The organism is Amycolatopsis sp. NPDC051373, from assembly GCF_040689465.1.
In the GTDB taxonomy this organism is placed as follows: domain Bacteria; phylum Actinomycetota; class Actinomycetes; order Mycobacteriales; family Pseudonocardiaceae; genus Amycolatopsis.
This window is the reverse complement of sequence record NZ_JBFBAE010000009.1, coordinates 125,457-141,899: the sequence shown is the minus strand read 5'-3', so window position 1 is coordinate 141,899 and position 16,443 is coordinate 125,457. Positions and strand designations below refer to the sequence as shown.

The 16,443-nt window shown below is 69.7% G+C and carries 18 protein-coding genes; 13 read left to right on the top strand and 5 right to left on the bottom strand.

Annotation, left to right across the window (positions count from 1 at the left end; all coding sequences use genetic code 11):
- The first annotated feature begins 355 nt into the window (after positions 1–355).
- From AB0383_RS18460 to AB0383_RS18440, 5 genes are all read left to right on the top strand, one after another.
- Positions 356–1,594, top strand: coding sequence for a GGDEF domain-containing protein (locus AB0383_RS18460; protein ID WP_366187970.1), 1,239 nt, complete (start codon positions 356–358; stop codon positions 1,592–1,594).
- A 58-nt stretch (positions 1,595–1,652) separates the two neighbouring features.
- Entirely contained in the window at positions 1,653–2,495 is an 843-nt protein-coding gene (locus AB0383_RS18455) for a heavy metal-binding domain-containing protein (protein ID WP_364180728.1), read from the top strand.
- A 10-nt stretch (positions 2,496–2,505) separates the two neighbouring features.
- Entirely contained in the window at positions 2,506–3,324 is an 819-nt protein-coding gene (locus tag AB0383_RS18450) for a heavy metal-binding domain-containing protein (protein ID WP_364180726.1), read from the top strand.
- Positions 3,324–3,740, top strand: coding sequence for a hypothetical protein (locus AB0383_RS18445; RefSeq protein ID WP_366187969.1), 417 nt, complete (start codon positions 3,324–3,326; stop codon positions 3,738–3,740). Before AB0383_RS18450 ends, AB0383_RS18445 begins: the two co-directional genes overlap by 1 nt.
- Before the next feature lie 61 nt (positions 3,741–3,801).
- On the top strand, positions 3,802–4,218 hold the full coding sequence (locus AB0383_RS18440) for a VOC family protein (RefSeq protein ID WP_364180723.1): 417 nt from the start codon (positions 3,802–3,804) through the stop codon (positions 4,216–4,218).
- 6 nt (positions 4,219–4,224) lie between these two features.
- Here AB0383_RS18440 and AB0383_RS18435 read toward each other — a convergent pair whose 3' ends face one another.
- From AB0383_RS18435 to AB0383_RS18420, 4 genes are all read right to left on the bottom strand, one after another.
- Positions 4,225–4,980 carry an SDR family oxidoreductase gene (locus AB0383_RS18435; protein WP_364180721.1) on the bottom strand — a complete coding sequence of 252 codons (756 nt, stop codon included), beginning with the start codon at positions 4,978–4,980 and terminating at the stop codon, positions 4,225–4,227.
- Between the two features lie 52 nt (positions 4,981–5,032).
- Positions 5,033–5,992 carry a zinc-binding dehydrogenase gene (locus AB0383_RS18430; RefSeq protein WP_366187968.1) on the bottom strand — a complete coding sequence of 320 codons (960 nt, stop codon included), beginning with the start codon at positions 5,990–5,992 and terminating at the stop codon, positions 5,033–5,035.
- 116 nt (positions 5,993–6,108) lie between these two features.
- Entirely contained in the window at positions 6,109–6,963 is an 855-nt protein-coding gene (locus AB0383_RS18425; RefSeq protein ID WP_366187967.1) for a hypothetical protein, read from the bottom strand.
- 65 nt (positions 6,964–7,028) lie between these two features.
- Positions 7,029–8,045: a S1 family peptidase gene (locus tag AB0383_RS18420; protein WP_364180716.1), complete on the bottom strand. Its 1,017-nt coding sequence runs from the start codon at positions 8,043–8,045 to the stop codon at positions 7,029–7,031.
- Positions 8,046–8,315: 270 nt separating this feature from the next.
- Here AB0383_RS18420 and AB0383_RS18415 point away from each other — a divergent pair, with 270 nt between their 5' ends.
- Positions 8,316–8,576, top strand: coding sequence for a hypothetical protein (locus AB0383_RS18415; RefSeq protein ID WP_366187966.1), 261 nt, complete (start codon positions 8,316–8,318; stop codon positions 8,574–8,576).
- A 9-nt stretch (positions 8,577–8,585) separates the two neighbouring features.
- Complete coding sequence (locus tag AB0383_RS18410; protein ID WP_366187965.1) at positions 8,586–8,750, top strand: hypothetical protein; 165 nt, start codon at positions 8,586–8,588, stop codon at positions 8,748–8,750.
- A 13-nt stretch (positions 8,751–8,763) separates the two neighbouring features.
- Here the strand turns inward: AB0383_RS18410 and AB0383_RS18405 are convergent, their stop codons facing one another.
- Positions 8,764–9,075 (bottom strand): GNAT family N-acetyltransferase, encoded by a 312-nt coding sequence (locus AB0383_RS18405; protein WP_366187964.1) that lies wholly within the window; start codon positions 9,073–9,075, stop codon positions 8,764–8,766.
- A gap of 253 nt (positions 9,076–9,328) precedes the next feature.
- Between AB0383_RS18405 and AB0383_RS18400 the strand changes: the two genes are divergently transcribed.
- From AB0383_RS18400 to AB0383_RS18375, 6 genes are all read left to right on the top strand, one after another.
- On the top strand, positions 9,329–11,563 hold the full coding sequence (locus AB0383_RS18400) for a germacradienol/geosmin synthase (RefSeq protein ID WP_366187963.1): 2,235 nt from the start codon (positions 9,329–9,331) through the stop codon (positions 11,561–11,563).
- A 910-nt stretch (positions 11,564–12,473) separates the two neighbouring features.
- Entirely contained in the window at positions 12,474–13,262 is a 789-nt protein-coding gene (locus AB0383_RS18395) for an MBL fold metallo-hydrolase (protein WP_366187962.1), read from the top strand.
- A complete protein-coding gene (locus AB0383_RS18390) occupies positions 13,259–13,852 on the top strand; it encodes a VTT domain-containing protein (protein WP_364180706.1) in 594 nt (197 codons plus the stop codon). The genes AB0383_RS18395 and AB0383_RS18390 overlap by 4 nt, the downstream gene beginning before the upstream one ends.
- Complete coding sequence (locus tag AB0383_RS18385; RefSeq protein WP_366187961.1) at positions 13,849–15,969, top strand: phage holin family protein; 2,121 nt, start codon at positions 13,849–13,851, stop codon at positions 15,967–15,969. The genes AB0383_RS18390 and AB0383_RS18385 overlap by 4 nt, the downstream gene beginning before the upstream one ends.
- A complete protein-coding gene (locus AB0383_RS18380) occupies positions 15,966–16,190 on the top strand; it encodes a glutaredoxin domain-containing protein (RefSeq protein WP_364180702.1) in 225 nt (74 codons plus the stop codon). The genes AB0383_RS18385 and AB0383_RS18380 overlap by 4 nt, the downstream gene beginning before the upstream one ends.
- Positions 16,187–16,423: a ferrous iron transport protein A gene (locus AB0383_RS18375; RefSeq protein ID WP_364180700.1), complete on the top strand. Its 237-nt coding sequence runs from the start codon at positions 16,187–16,189 to the stop codon at positions 16,421–16,423. The genes AB0383_RS18380 and AB0383_RS18375 overlap by 4 nt, the downstream gene beginning before the upstream one ends.
- Positions 16,424–16,443: the final 20 nt, after the last annotated feature.

Below are 16,443 nucleotides of genomic sequence, written 5' to 3'. Positions count from 1 at the left end.
CGCACCGTCGTCACCTCCTCGCCGGGGCCGCGCCGACCGGCGGTTTCGCGGAGCCCGCCGGTCACCGATCGTGGTTGTCGCACGTCAGTGGCTTCAGTGGCCGGAGGCCGCGGATTCCCAGGTACGCCAAGGAATCGCGGCGGGCCACCACTACGCTCAGTGGTCACCTCCCCTCTGCGCGGGCCGGGCGCTGGGCTGTCCGGGCGAAATTCCCCGGCCAGGTCCCAGAGTCCGGACCACGGGCGGCACACGGCGCGCCCCGTCGTTTACGGTAGAAGCCAACCGGGTGAGGTGAAGAGTGCGCGGACGAGCAAACCGGTCTGCCGGATGGTTCACGGGCTGGCGCCTTTGGCGGTTGCCCTCTCATGTCCGCACTTATGTGCTCCTCGTCAACTTCCTGGCGATCCTGGCGTCGGTGAGCACCGCGTGGCTGGCGCCGGTGCACCAGCAGGACCTGATCCGCTTCGGCGTGCTGGCCGTGTGCGCGGCAGCCGCCATCGAGGCCACTCGCCACATCGAGCGCCAGCGCGAGTACAACCGCGCGCCCACGGTCGCGTACGTCGACACCAAGGCCGTGTGGAGCATCGCGGCCGTGGTGGCGCTGCCGGCAGTGCTGGCCACGGCGATGGTCGTGTTCACCTACGCGATGGCGTGGTGGCGCGTCTGGCCGCGCGAACGGCCCGTGCTCCCCCACCGCTGGATCTTCTCCGCCGCGACCGTGCTGTGCGGCACGCAGGCGGCGGTCGCCGTGCTCGCGCTGGGCATGCACCACTACCCCGGTGTGCCGGTCACGGGCTTCCTGCCCGGCCTCACCGACCTGGTCGTCGTCATCTTCGCGGCCGCCCTGCGCTGGGCCATCAACACGGCGCTGGTGATGGTCGCCATCGCGCTCTCGAGCCCGCCGCGCTCGCTGTCGGACCTGTTCTCCGGCTTCGGCGACCAACTGCTGGAAGCCGGTGCGATCGGCCTGGGCCTGGTCACCGCCGCGCTGCTCCTGCTGGCCAACCCACTGGTGCTCACCGGCGTGGTCGTGGCGCTGGTGGCGCTGCACCGCGGCCTGCTGCTCGCGCAGTTCCAGCGCGACGCGCGCACCGACGTGACCACGGGACTGGCCACCAAGCGCTGGTGGCGCACGCTGGCCGAGCAATACCTCGAGCGCGCCCGCACCGGCAACGGCACCGTCGGCGTGCTGCTGCTCGACCTCGACCACTTCAAGGCCATCAACGACACCTACGGCCACCCGACCGGCGACGTCGTGCTGCGCGAGATCGCCATCGCGCTGCGCAGCGAAGTGCGCGACCAGGACATCTGCGGCCGCTGGGGCGGCGAGGAGTTCGCGATCGTGCTGCCCAACGTGCCGACGATGGAGCAACTCGGCCAGCTCGCCGACCGCATCCGCCGGCGCATCCCGCAGGTCGTCGTGCCGCTGCCCGAGCGCGACACGGTGATCAGCGACCTGACCGTGTCGATCGGCTGCGCGCTCTACCCGGCCGAGCACCTCACCGGCGTCGACGACGTGCTGGTCGCCACCGACACCGCGCTCTACCGGGCGAAGCAGGCGGGCCGCAACCGCGTGGAGCTCGCCACACACTGAAGGACGTTCCGGACAACCCCGCCTTCTCGTTCCGACTTCGCCTCCCCCGCGTGCCACGATGGACGCTGAGGGCCGCGCCGAGGCCCGCGAGGAGGTCCGAGTGCCCGACTGGGATGGCCGTGGACTGCCGCCGGTCGCGCGGGCGCGCGTCGACCGGTTCGCTTCGTCCGGCCTGCGCACCTCCCTGCTGAGCGTCCCCGGCGCGGTCGGCGCGGAAGTCGCCGGATTCACCCCCGTGGGGGAGGTCATGGGGTGCGTCGTGGAGCGCCTCGGCTGGACCTCCGGCTTCGGCATCACGCCCAACCAGCAGGCCGCCATCTACGCCGACGCGCTCCGTCAGGGCTACCGCGTCGCGCTGGACCGGCTGCGGCTGGAGGCCGAGGCGATCGGCGCCGACGGCATCCTCGGCATCACGACGTCGGTGACGCGGCTCGACGAGACCATGCAGGAGTTCGTGGCGCTCGGCACCGCGGTGCGCGCGGAGACGGGGCAACGGCCCGGGCGCGTGTTCACCACCGAGCTGCCGGGCCAGGACGTCGGCAAGCTGATGCAGGCCGGCTGGGTGCCCGCGGCCGTCGCGATCGGCATCTCGGCGCACACCACGTTCGACTACAACATGCAGTACCAGACCACGATGTGGGCCGGGAATGTCGAGGTCGACGCCCACACCCGGCTCGTCACCGAGGTGCGGGCCGACGCGCGCAGCCAGTTCCGCAAGACCGTGCAGACCACCGGCGCCGACGGGGCGATCGTCTCGCGGATGTCGCTCGACACGTGGCAGCTGGGCGAGGTGGCCGTGGCCGGGGTGGCGAGCGTGTTCGGCACCGCCATCGCCCGATTCCACGTCGGCAGCGCCGCGCCCACGTCCGCGCTCACGATCCTGCCGCTCAACCGAGTTTGAAGGAGGCCCTGTGACGACCACGGACCCCGCCGCACAGCACATCCCCGAGGATGCGATGCGCCGGCTCGCCGAGATGCGGCCGGGGCAGGCGACGAGCCTGTTCACGTCCGACTTGAGCGTGAACGAGTTCCTGCTCGTGCGCGAGGCCGGCTTCCGCCCGCTGGGCCTGGTGCTCGGATCGAGCATTTACCACGTCGGGTTCCAGATGGGGCGTTGGAGCAAGAACCAAGAGATGGACCGCCTGTCGGCGGCGATGTACCACGCGCGCGAGCTCGCGATGACGCGCATGGAGACCGAGGCCGATCTGCTGGGCGCCGACGGGATCGTGGCCGTGCGCCTGGAGATCGAGTTCAAGGAGTTCGGCAGCGACCTGGCGGAGTTCATCGCCGTGGGCACCGCGGTGAAGGCCGACGAGCCCGGCGCGTGGCGCAACAACACCGGCAAGCCGTTCACGTCCGACCTGTCCGGCCAGGACTTCTGGACGCTCGTGCAAGCCGGCTACGCGCCGCTGGGCATGGTGATGGGCACGTGCGTCTACCACATCGCGCACCAGCGCTTCCGCCAGGCGATGAGCAACATCGGGCAGAACGTCGAGATCCCCCAGTACACCGAGGCCCTCTACGACGCGCGCGAGCTGGCGATGTCCCGCATGCAGGCCGAGGCCGAGCAGCTGAAGGCCGAAGGCATCGTGGGGGTGCAGTTGCTGTCACTGCCGCATCGATGGGGCGGGCACACGACGGAGTTCTTCGCCATCGGCACCGCCGTGAAGCCACTGCGCCCCGACCACCGCATCACCAAGCCGCAGCTCGTGCTGCCCCTCACCGACTGATGTCCGGGTCAGAGCTCGGCCCGGCCGGCGAGTTCCACCTTCTGGTGGCCGCCCTGCGCGCCGATCGCGCCGACGTCGAGTCCTACACACGCGTGCTGTCCGAGACTCTCGGCGACGCCCTCCCGCCGGGCATGGTCGAGATCGACCGCCGGCGCAGCTTCGCCGACCGCGTGGCCGGGCGCCTCGGGCAGCCGGTCCAGGTGCGCGTGTCGACGCCGCACCAGCTGCTCGTGCTCACGGCCGACCGGTCCGGCGGGGTCACGGGCGAGATTCGCCAGGTGGTGCGCGGGGTCGTGATCAGCCGCCGGGACACCGACGTCGAGGAGTGGGTGACGGTGCTCGCCGAGGAGCTGCAGGCGCTGGCTTCTCGGGATGCCAGGGCGCGCGAAGCGTTGTCGCGGTTCCTGGGTAGCTGACACCGGCGTGGTTGAACCGCCGAACCTTGACCCGCCTGGTTTGCCCGATTAGAACTCGGGGATGGACTGGACACTCGAGGTCGTCATCGTTCCCGTGTCCGATGTGGACCGCGCGAAGGCGTTTTACGCCGAGCAGTGCGGCTTCCACGTCGACCACGATACCGTGGTGGGGCCCAGTGCGCGCGTCGTGCAGCTGACCCCGCAGGGCTCCGGGTGCTCGATCGTCGTCGGCGAGGGCGTGGTGCCCCCGATGCCGCCCGGGTCACTCAAGGGCCTGCAGCTCGTGGTCGCCGACCTGCCGCGCGCCCGCGAGACGCTGCTCGCGGGCGGCGTCGACGTCAGCGAGATCCAGCTCCTCGGGCCCGACCCTGCCACCGGCCGGCCCGAGGACCTCGACAACATCGGCTTCTTCCACTTCTCCGACCCGGATGGCAACGCCTGGGCCGTGCAGCAGATCTCGGCGCGAGGCAAGGGTTAGTCAGTGTTAGTCGACGAGTGCGCCGCAGCTGATGTTGGTCGTCGCGGCGGTCATGGTGCGAGCGCGATCGGAGGCGACGAACGCGGCGACCGCGCCCACGTCGGCGAGCGTCGCGGGGCGGCCGAGCATCGTGCTCTTCGCGATTCCTTCCGTGACCGCCTCGGTGTGCGCGAAATCCGCCGGGAGCGATTCGGGAATGCCGCCGGACCGCAGGGTTACGGTGCGGACGCCGTAGCCGCCCAGCTCCGCGGCGAGTTGCCGGCGCATCGCCTCGAGCGCGGCGAACGCCACCTGCAGACCGCCGACCGGGTGCGTGCGCACCGGGTCCCCGTCGCCGCCGAAGACGAGCACGACGCCGCCGCGTGCGCGCTTCATGTGCCGCCCGGCCGCGCGCATGGTGAGGAACGTCGTGCGCACGGCCGTGACCACGGGCTGTTCGTAGTCGGCCAGGGACATCTCCAGGAACGGGGTGCCCTGCACGTCGCCGTGGGTGATGGCGTTGACCGAGATGTCGAGGCTGCCGCCGGCGGCGACCACGGCGTCGGCGTGCCTGTCGACGGCCTGCTCGTCGAGGGCGTCGAACTCCTCGACATCGGCGCGCCCGCCCGCCGCCCGGATCTCGTCGGCGACCTTCTCGAGCTTCGCGCGCGTACGGCCGGCCAGGAAGACGCGCGCGCCTTCTTCAGCGAACGCGCGCGCGATGGCGCCGCCGATCGCTCCGCCAGCGCCGTAGACCACTGCGTTCTTTCCTTCGAGCAGCATGGGCTCTCCGTTCGTCGGGTTTGCGCTTCCACCCGTGCGTCGAACGAGGTGCTCAGGAATCGACAGGATCCGCGGCGACGAGCACGATCCGGCGCCCGTGCAGCTCACCACGTTCCATTCGCCCGTGCGCGTCGGCTGCTTCGGCGAGCGGCACCCGCTCCACCGCCCGCGGACGCAGGCCACCGGCGGTGAAGCGCTCGTTCAGCGCCGCCGCCGCGTCGGCCAGTTCCGCGGCCGTCGCCCGGGAGATGACGAACCCGACCACGGACTGGTCGTTCAGGTACAGCGCCCCGGCAGGCAGCACCGGCCGGCTGCGCGGCCCCGCGAGCAGCACGATCCGGCCGCGGAAAGCCAGGTGCGCCACGGCCGTTACGAGGTCGTTCGTGCCGGAGGTGTCCACGTAGAGGTCGATGCCGTCCGGCAGGTCGGTCTTGCGGTAGTCCAGCGCCACATCGGCGCCGCGAGACACGCAGTGGTCCAGATCCGCCGCCGACGCCGTGGCCACCACGCGCGCACCCGCCCCGGCGGCGAGCTCGATCAACGCGGTCCCGACGTTACCGCCACCGCCGACGACCAGCACGGTCTGCCCGGCGCGCAGCCCACCGTGTGTGAACAACGCCAGGTACGCCGTGGCCGCGGGGTGCACCACGGCGACGGCGTCGAACGGATCGACGCCGGCGGGCAGGCGGTACAACCGATCCGCCGCCACGGCCACGCGTTGGGCCGCCGCACCCTGTCGTCCGCCATGCCCGAGGCTGTTGCCCCACACCGTTTCCCCGGCCGCGAAGCCGTTCGCCGAGCCCACGACGTGGCCGACGAAATCCCGGCTCAGCACGAGCGGCCACGGTCCCGGCACCGGCCACATCCCGTTGCGCACGAACGTGTCCACAGGGTTCACGGTGCTCGCGACGACCTCGACGAGCACCTCACCGAGCGCCGGCACGGGATCGGGGAGCTCGCCGAAGCGGATTTCCTCGACCGGGCCGGGCCTCTCGACGAACGCAGCCTTCACTCAGGCGAAGCTACCAGCGGTGAGGATCGCGTGGCCGTGTCGTTCTATGGCTTCGAGGTAGTGAACTCTCCGATCGAGGGGTTGGTGGCCATGGCTGTCACTGCATAGCGCAGCGCTTACGGCCGGACCGCACCCATCGGGTTCGGGATCGGGAGGCCACCCGCGTCGACGACCGCACGGCTGAGCGGTACGGCCAGCTCCAGCACGCGGTCCACCGCGTCGGGACCGAGCGCGTCGAGCGGGTCCGCGGCCAGGCGGTCGGTCATCACCTCGACGTCGTGGCGGACGGCGGCGCCGCTCGCCGTGAGCCGGCCGGCGGGGTCGAGCAGGCCACGGGAAAGCAGGCGGGCCGTCGAGTCGTCCCATTCCTCGTCGGTCCAGCCTCGGGCGCGCTGGACGATCTCGCGCGTCGTGGCGCCGGCGGCGATGTGGGTGAGGCTCGCGTCGAGGCCGGACAGCCCGGCGGAGACGCCGGCGAGCACGTGGCCGTCGCCGCGGTGTTCCCGCAGGGCGCAGGTGGCGAGCCAGAGGCGGGCGAGCGGGCGGTCGGGACGCATCGCCGACGCCCACGCGGCGGCGAGCGGACGGCCGTCGAAGCGGCAGCCGGCGACGGCGCGTTCGAGCAGCCCGGTGAGTTCATCCACCGCCGAGTCCGGTGGCAGCAGCCGCGTCAAAGCGGCTTCCACGGCGAGAATCCGGCTCTGCAGCACGTCTTCCGGCTTCGCGAACGTCCACGCGTCGGGCAGGGCGCGCGCGACCATCCCGGGCGCGAAGCCGAAGAACATCGACGTGACCGGCCCCGGGCCGATCGGGCCCAGCGGCGCCGCGCGGCCCGCGAAGTACCCCATCCACCAGCCGCGCAGGCCCACTTCCTTCGCCGCGGCGGCGGGCTCGGAAGCGAAGTAGACCACGGCGTGCAGCGGCTCCAGCGCGACCCAGAGCCGCCTGGCCAGGCTCGAATTCGGCTCCATGACGGTCAGCGTACGCACGAAGAAGGCCCCTTCACCGCGTGGTGAAGGGGCCTCCGGGAAAACGATCAGGCGAGCTCGAGCCCGTAGGACTGCAGCTCGAGGGTGAGCGGGTAGAAGTAGCTGGTCACGGTGTCGCCGCCGGACAGCGTGCCGAGGCCCTTCGATCCGTCGTACGCCGGGCCGCCCGAGTCACCGTGGTCGGTGTGCGCGGTGGTGCCGAACTCGTGGTTGAGCACGCCCACGTCGAAGTTCACGGACTCGTCGACCGAGGTGACCTCGCCGCTGCCGCCACCGGTGGTCTGGCCCTGCTTCTGGATCTGCTCGCCGACGGTCGGCGTGCCGGCGCTGCTGATGGTCTGGCCGGTGTTGATGGCGCCGTCACCCGAGCCGTTCGGGCGGGTCAGGAGACCGGAGTCCGCACCCGGGCAGTCGCTCTCCACCACGCGGGCGCCGGAGACGTCGCCGCCCGACCAGGTGCCGCCCTCGTTGGTGCAGTGGCCGGCCGTGAGCATCATCGGCTCGCCGCCACGGGTGACGTTGAAGCCGAGGGAGCAGGTGAACTGGCCGTTGTTGATCGAGTCGCCGTCGGCGATGTAGGTCGACAGCTTACCGGCGCGGTGCTCGATGCGGGCGGAGTCGCCCAGCTTCGCGGCGGCCGCGGTGACCTTGGCGACGGTGGCCGGCGAGGCCGCGTCGTAGATCTTCACGACGACCTGGTTGTTCTTGGTGTCGATGCCCCACGCGGTCTGCGGCACGTTCTTCACGGCGTCGAGGGAGTTCTTGGCGTTGGTCAGCGCGGCGAAGCTGTTCTTCACCAGCTTCGTGGCGAAGCCGGCGGCTTCGGCCTTCTGCTGGGCGGCCGCGTCGGTGACGTTGACGATGGCCTTGCCGTTGTCGAGGTAGATGCCACCGCCCGACAGGCCGAGGCTGTCGACGACCTGCGTCGCCTGGGTGATGGCCTGGGCCTGCATCTGCGCGAAGGCGAGCGGGCTGGCCGAAGCGGCGTTCACGCAAAGGCCGGCGGTGAGCGCCGCCGCCGAGAACACGGTGAAACCGGCGACGAACGTTTTCCGGGAAGTCATCGAATCTTCCTCCAGTTGAGCTGGACGGATCCTGCGCGAACGGCTCGCGCGACCACGGTGGGACTCCCCACACTTTTGTTGCCAGGCAACCAACGCACCACCGACGAAGGTTGGTTAATAACCAATTCATCCGGAGAAATCGGACCGTCGCGCCCGTTCGGCTCAGGCCACTACGCCGAACAGCCGTGCGACCGCACCGTTCACCGGGATGAGTGACCCACCGGGCGCCACAGGGCAATCGCGGGGCGGGCTTCCGGTTAAGGTCGGCGCGTGCCCGACACCGAGCTGAGCCACGCGTTCACCGTGGCCGCACCGCCCGCGGACGTCGTCGACCACCTCGCGGAGCCTTCGAACTACGTCGGCTTGTCACCGCTGGTGGTGGAGGTGCGCGACGTCGCGCGGGAAGAGGGCTTGACGCGGTACACCGCGGTGGAGCGGTTCCGCTTCTTCGGCTTTCTGCGCCACGACAACCCGATCGTCGTCACGCTCCGCACCACCGGCACGGCGGCGGTCCACGGCGACGTGGTGTAGCCCGGCGGCGTGCGGATGGGTTACCGGTTCGACCTCGAGCCCGACGGCGGCGGCACACACGTGACCGACACGCTGCGGCTGCACACACCGCCGGGCCTGCTTCGCTTCGCCGCTTCACGGGCCCGCGCGGTGCAACTTGCCCGCGCGGGCATCCTCGCCGAGCGGCTCGGCTGAGTCCACAAAGGACTTACTTCGCGGCGGAAGTGCCTTCCGGCCACTGGACGTGCTCTTCGTAGCCGGTGTGCTTGCGCAGGAACGCCGCGATGAACGGGCAAACCGGCACGATCACCCCACCGTTGGCCACGACGTCGTCGAGCGCGTACGTGGCCAGCGTGGTGCCGAGGCCGCGACCGCCGAAGGCCTTGTCGATCTCGGTGTGGGTGAACACCGTCTGGTTGTCGCGCAGCAGGTACTGCGTGAAGCCGGCCAGCTGGTCGTCCGCGTACACCTCGTAGCGGTGCTTCTCGTCGTTGCGGACCACGCGGGTCTCGTCGCTCATTCGTCGCTCCTCGAAGTCTGGGCATTCAGGTCAACGCCGGACAGCCTGCCGTACTTCCCCGGCGTGCGTTGATCTTCACCGAAGAATGACGCGGCGGCCCGGGAAACGACTCAGGCGTGATCCGGGCTGGGCCGCCCGGGCGACACGGTGCGAGCGATCGGGTGGAACGCCCGCGCGGACCTTACGGGGCGCCCGGCGCGTTTGGTTGATTCTCTAGGTCGGTGACCACCACTGGGAAGGCCAGGACCGCGCTGTGCAGCCGTTCGCTCTGCCCGAGTTCTACATGCCCTACCCGGCCCGGCTGAACCCGCACCTCGACGGTGCGCGGGAGCACAGCAAGGCGTGGGCGTACACGATGGACATGATCGACGTCCCCCAGCACGGCACCGTGATCTGGGACGAACACGACTTCGACTCCCACGACTACGCGCTGCTGTGCGCCTACACCCACCCGGACGCCGGCGCGACGGAGCTCGACCTCATCACCGACTGGTACGTCTGGGTCTTCTACTTCGACGACCACTTCCTGGAGCTGTTCAAGCGCACCGGCGACATCGACAGCGCCCGCGCCTACCTCGACCGGATCGCCCTGTTCATGCCGGTCACGGGCGACATCACGGCGACTGCGGAGAACCCCGTCGAGCGCGGACTCGAGGACCTGTGGAACCGCACCGTCCCGCATCGTTCCGAGGGCTGGCGCCGCCGCTTCGTGGAGAGCACGCGCAACCTGCTGGACGAGTCCTTGTGGGAACTCGCCAACATCAACGAGGGCCGCGTCTCCAACCCCATCGAGTACATCGAAATGCGCCGCAAGGTCGGCGGCGCACCCTGGTCCGCGAACCTCATCGAGCACTCGGTCCACGCCGAGGTCCCCGACGCCATCGCCGCCTCCCGCCCCATGGAGGTCCTGCGCGACTGCTTCGCCGACGCCGTCCACCTCCGCAACGACTTGTTCTCCTACCAGCGCGAGGTCGAAGACGAGGGCGAGCTTTCGAACGGCGTCCTCGTCTTCGAGAAGTTCCTCGGCTGCACCACCCAGGAAGCCGCCGACGCCGTCAACGACCTCCTCACGTCCCGGTTGCACCAGTTCGAACACACCGCCCTCACCGAAGTCCCGGCCCTGTTCGACGAACACGCCGTGGACCTGTCCGGCCGCGCCGAGACCTTCGCCTACGTCAAGGGCCTCCAGGACTGGCAGTCCGGCGGCCACGAATGGCACCTGCGCTCCAGCCGCTACATGAACGAAGGCGCGCTCGACTCCCGTGGCGGCCCCGAGCTGCTGGGCGGCCCCACCGGCCTGGGCACCTCGGCTGCCCGCATCTTCTCTTCCTTGGTGAGCACCGCTCCCCAGCGTTTGCGGTCCTTCTCCCACCAGTCGCACGAGGTCGTGGGCCCGATCGTCCGGCCCGAGATCTACATGCCTTTCGAGCTCCGCCTGAGCCCGCACCTGGCTGCCGCCCGCGACCACCTGGCCGAGTGGTGCACCGAGACGGGCTTCCTCGACGGCGTGGTCTGGGACGAGCACAAGATGCGGGCCATGGACCTCCCCCTGTGCTCGGCCGGCATCCACCCGGACGCTTCCCCCGAGCAACTGGACCTGACCAGCGCCTGGCTGGCCTGGGGCACTTACGGGGACGACTACTACCCCGTGGTCTTCGGCGCTTCCCACAACCTGGGTGCGGCGAAGGTGGCTACGGAGCGCTTCAAGCTCTTCATGCCACTCGAGGACGAGCCCATGCCCACTCCGGAGGGCTCACTGGAGACCGGCCTCGCCGACCTGTGGCTTCGGACAGCCGGCCCGATCAGCCTGGATTCGCGCCGCGCCTTCCGTAAGGCCGTCGTCGACATGTGCGAAAGCTGGCTCTGGGAACTGGCGAACCAGGCCGAAAACCGAATCCCTGATCCAATCGACTATGTCGAGATGCGGCGCAAGACTTTCGGCTCGGACCTCACGATGAGCCTGTCCCGGATTTCCCACGGGCGGTTGATACCGCCGGAGATCTACCGGACTCGAACCATCCAGGCCATCGAACACTCGGCCATGGATTATGCCTGCCTGCTCAACGACGTGTTCTCGTACAAGAAGGAAATCCAGTACGAAGGCGAACTTCACAACTCGGTACTGGTCGTCCGCAATTTCCTCGACGTGGACGAGCAGACAGCTTTCGAGATTGTGAACGACCTGATGACCGCCCGAATGAAAGAATTCGAACACGCCGTCGACGTGGGATTGCCAGGCCTGTTCTCGGACTTCTCCCTCGACGAGGACGTCCGAGCCGCACTGACGGCTTACGCGGACGAGCTGAAGGACTGGATGGCGGGAATCCTCAACTGGCACGAAGGCTGCGCCAGGTACACGGAAGAGGAAATCCGCCGCCGCCCTGGCGTTCCGGAGAATACTCCCGCCGCCCCGGCCTTCTCAGCAGGCCCAACAGGGCTGGGAACGGGCTCACTGAGGATCTCCTCCATCCTCCCTGCCGCCAGGTAACCCACCCCCAGGACAGCTACCTACCACTCAACCACCCACCGTCTGCCACCCAAACCCATCTGCCCAACAGGCGGCGGGTCTACCCAACCCAAGATCTCCTCAACCGATCCCCCGCCGACCACCCACTTTCCGCCAGATAACGCCATCTACCCAACAGACAGCGGGTCCACCCCACCCAACTTCTCCCTAACCAATCCCCCGACCTTTCCCCGGCCGGCCCCCGACGAAGGTGAAACAACACGGCTCGGGGTAGCTTGTCAAGGTACTCTTTCCCGCCTTGACAAGCTACCCCGAGCCGTAGTGACAATTGAACTTCGGGGAGCCATCTGCAGGTCATCTTTTAATCTTTTCATCTTTAAAAACAAAGACAAAAGATCAAGAGAAGATGTATATGGCTAGCCCCCGTGCACTCAATGGTTCTACGGGACTTGCTTTGTGTCAAGGCTGGAAAGAGTACCTTGACACAAAGCAAGTCCCGTAGAAGAAAGTGCTTCGCCGGGGGCCGGCCGAGGAAAGGTTAGCCGGAGAGACCGACGGCTTTGTCGGGTGGTTGAGTTGGGAGTCGTGTCTGCCGATCGGTGACCATTGAGAGGATGGTTGGCCCGCTCAGCCGGTGCGTCCGGGAGGTGGTTCAGCTGCGTGACGGCGGGTAAGTGACCTTGGGCAAATGGTTGGCCGCCTGTGCCGGTGCGTCCGGTAGGTGGCCAAGCTGCTTGACGGTGGATCGGTGGCCATTCGGAAGACGGTTGTCCAGCCGCGCCCGGCGGCTCCGTAGGTAGCCGAGCCGTCCGACCGCGTCCACCACGCCACCCACGCACCCGCGCACCAACAGCCCCCAAGATCGACCCGAAAAGGGTGCAACCCACCACTCCTCCGGGCGTTTTCGCCCTCATCAGGTGATACTCGAAGCGTGAGAGGCTTGAACCTGCACTTCCTCGGCCACGCGACGACGCGAGTGGAGCTCGGTGGGCGGGTGGTGCTGACGGACCCGGTGCTCACGAAGCGTGTGGGGCCGTTGACAAGGGTGGTGCCGCTGCCGGATTCGTCGGCTTGGGCTGGGGTGGACACCGTCCTCATCTCGCACCTCCACGGTGACCACCTGCACCTTCCCTCACTCCGTCTGCTCAGCAAGGCGCGAATCGTCGTCCCCCGCGGCGCCGGCGTGTGGCTGAGGAAGCGCGGGGTCCACAACGTCGAAGAGATCGCCCCTGGGGAAACCATCCAGGACGGCGAGCTCCGGATCACCGCGACAGAAGCCATCCACTCCGGCCACCGCTGGGGGCCGCGGCTCACCCACGGGCCGCAGAGCCCCGCCCTCGGCCACCTCCTCGAAGCGGACGGCACCAGGGTCTATTCGGCCGGAGACACCGACCTCTTCGAAGGCATGAAGCAACTCGGCCCGGTCGAAGTCGCTCTGCTGCCCGTCTGGGGTTGGGGCCCGAACCTCGGCCCCGGGCACCTCACCCCGGAACGCGCCGCCGTGGCCGCGGGGTTGCTGAAAGCCGCGGCGGTCGTCCCGGTCCATTGGGGGACGCTGGCGGTCCCCGGAATCCACCTGACGAAGCAGATGAAGAAGCTCCTCGAAGAGCCGCCGGAAACCTTCGCCGAGCACGTGGTCGAAGCGGGCCTGCCGACGGACGTCCTGATCACCCGGCCCGGCGCCGAAGTGACGTTGCCCGCCCCTGAGGAACGGGCGTGAACTGGTCGGACCCGTCGGCGATCGGCTACCCGGCGCTGTTCGGCGGGGTTCTGCTGGGGTCGGTGATCCCGATCGTGCCGACGGGAGCATTGGTGGGTGCGGCGGCGGCCGTCGCGACGACGACGGATCACCTGTCGCTGCCCCTGGTCATCCTGCTGGCGATCGCCGGCGCGTATCTCGGGGACGTGCTGACGTTCGCCGTGCCCAGGTTCGGGAGCGAACCGCTGCTGCGGTGGGTGGAGAAGCGCCAGCAGGCCGAACGGCTGGCCAAGGGGCGGGAGCAGTTCGCGCGCCGCGGCTGGCAGCTCGTCGTGATCGGAAGGCTCGTGCCGGCCGGGCGCATCCCGGTGCTGCTGGCCGCCGGCACGCTGGGGTACCCGTGGCGCAAGCTGCTGCCGGCGGGGCTCGTGGCCTGCGTGTTGTGGGCCGTTGCCTATTCTCTGCTCGGCATCGTGAGCGGCGGCATCTTCGATTCGCCGTTGATCGCCACGCTGCTGGCCACCGTGCTCGTGCTGCTGGTGACCGTGTTGTTGACGGTGATCAGCAGGCTGCGCGCGCGGGCGGCCGAACGGACTGGAGGACATCAGTGACGACACCCGCTCCGTCGAAGGGGCGCCTGCTGGGCGGCGGCCGGGTCGTCGCCCGCGTGGTGCTGGTGTGGGCTGCGGTGACGGGCGCGTTACGGCTGCTCGACATGTGGCTCGACGGGTTCACCATGCAGTCGTGGTGGCAGCCCACCGTGTGCGCGCTGATCCTCGGGCTGCTCACGTCCGTGGTGTGGCCGTGGGTGGTGCGGGTCGCGTGGCCGATCGCGTACTTCACGCTCGGCGTGGGCACCTACCTGCTGCTGGGCGCGGCGACGTTGGCGATCCTGCAGGCCGTGCCGGGCGTCGAGCTGTCCGGGTTCGGGACGGCGGTGATCATCACGGTGGTGATGTCGGCCGTCGGCGCGCTGATCTCGAGCGCGCTCGCCGTGGACGAGGACGAGATCTTCTTCCGCCGGGCCGCACGCCGCCGGCGCAAGCACGCGCCCGGTGAGGACCTCGCCGAGGAGCCGCCCGGCGTCGTCTTCCTGCAGATCGACGGGCTGGGCTACGACACCGTGCGCCGTGCGGTGCGCGACGGGGACATGCCGACGTTCGCCGCGTGGCTGTCGGAAGGCTCGCATTCGCTCACGCGCTGGCACACCGACTGGAGCTCGCAGACCGGCGCCAGCGTGTGCGGCATCCTGCACGGCTCCAACCACGACATCCTCGGGTTCCGCTGGTACGAGAAGGACCGCGACCACGTGATGGCGTGCGCGCACCCGAGCGACGCGGCCGAGATCGAGCGGCGCCACACCAACGGCCGCGGCCTGCTCGCGGGCGACGGCGCCAGCCACGGCAACCTGTTCTCCGGCGACGCCGAGCACGTGAGCCTCACCATGAGCTCCATCCCGGTCCTCGTGCCGCGCACGGTCCGCGGCCCGCGGCACGACTCCGTCGGCGCCGGCTACCGCGCGTACTTCGCGAACCCGGTCAACGTCTTGCGGACGTTCGGCGTGGCCCTCATCGACGTCTTCCGTGAGCTGTCCGCGGCCGCCAAGCAGCGCCGCGCCGGCGTGGTGCCGCGAATCCCGCGCGGCGGCTTCTACCCGCTCGCGCGCCCGGGCACCACGGTGATCGCGCGGGATGTGGTCGTCTCCGCGATCATCGGCGACATGCTGGCGGGCCGGCCCGTGGTGTACGCGGACTTCCTCGGCTACGACGAGGTCGCGCACCACTCGGGCATCGAGCGCTTCGACACGCTGGAGGTGCTGCGCTCGATCGACCAGCAGTTCGCGCGGCTGCTGCGCACGAGCCGCATCGCGCCGCGGCGCTACCACATCGTGGGGCTGTCGGACCACGGCCAGACCCAGGGCCAGGCGTTCGTCGACCGCTTCGGCGAAACCATGGAAGCCGTGGTCGGACGCCTGTGCGGTGGCTCGCCCGTGGCCGAGCACGGCAAGCGCCGGCAGGCCGAGAGCTGGCAGGTCAACGCGGCGCTCGCCGAGGCGACCACCACCGGCGGCCTGATCGCGCGCCGGCTGCGCTCGCGCGTCGAGGACGCCGAGTGCGCCGAGAACCGGCCGCGCACCACGAGCGGCTCGCCCGGCGAGGTCACGCGCGTGGCGCCCGGCGTGGTGTGCGTGGTGTCCGGGCACCTGGCGATGGTGTCGTTCACCGAGCACGAGGGCCGCGTGAACCTGGAGACGATCGAGCGCGAGTACCCGGACCTGCTGCCGACGCTGGTCGACCACGACGGCGTCGGGTTCATGCTGGTTCACAGCTCGGAGTTCGGCCCCGTCGTCCTCGGCCGCGACGGCTTGAAGCGCCTCGCGACGGGCGTCGTGATCGGCGAGGACCCGCTGGCGGACTACGGCCCGTACGCCGACGAGCTGGTCAAGCGCGTCGACACGTTCCCGCACTGCGCGGACATCATGATCAACAGCCGCTACGACCCGGAGTCGGACCAGTCGTCGCCGTTCGAACGGCACGTCGGGTCCCACGGCGCCCTCGGCGGCCCGCAGCAGCGCGGTTTCATCCTGCACCCGCGCTCGTTCCCCGCGCCCGGCGAACCGGTCGGGGCAGAGGCGGTGCACCACGTGTTCCGCGACTGGCTGACGTTCCTGGGGCATGGTGTGCCCGCTTCGTCTGCTTCGGTTGCCGTTTCGGAGGTGGCTTCATGATCGTGTACGGCGCTAGCTGGTGCCCGGACGTCAAACGCAGCCGCGCGCTGCTCGACACCCGCGGCGTGGCGTACGACTACGTGGACGTCGAGGCGGACCCCGCCGCCGAGGCGCTGGTGCGCTCCCTCCAGGACGGCGCGCGCCGCATCCCGACCATCGTCTTCACCGACGGCACCCACCTGGTGGAACCGTCGGACGACGAACTCGCGGCACGCCTGTGATTCTCCTGGACCTGCCACTGGGCACCCGCGTCGTGGTCCGCTACCGCGTCGAGGGCGGCTTCACGGACGCCCTCGGTGAGCTGCGGGACCGCGATTCTTCTTCCTGCACAGTGGAAACGAAGCGCGGCCTCGTGGTGGTGCCGCTGTCCGAGGTGGTCGCGGCGAAGCCGGTGCCGCCCGCTCCGGAGCGCCGCCGTCCGAAATCGAGTGGCCCGCCACCCGGCGACCTGTGACGATCGGCGCCCTTCTACGA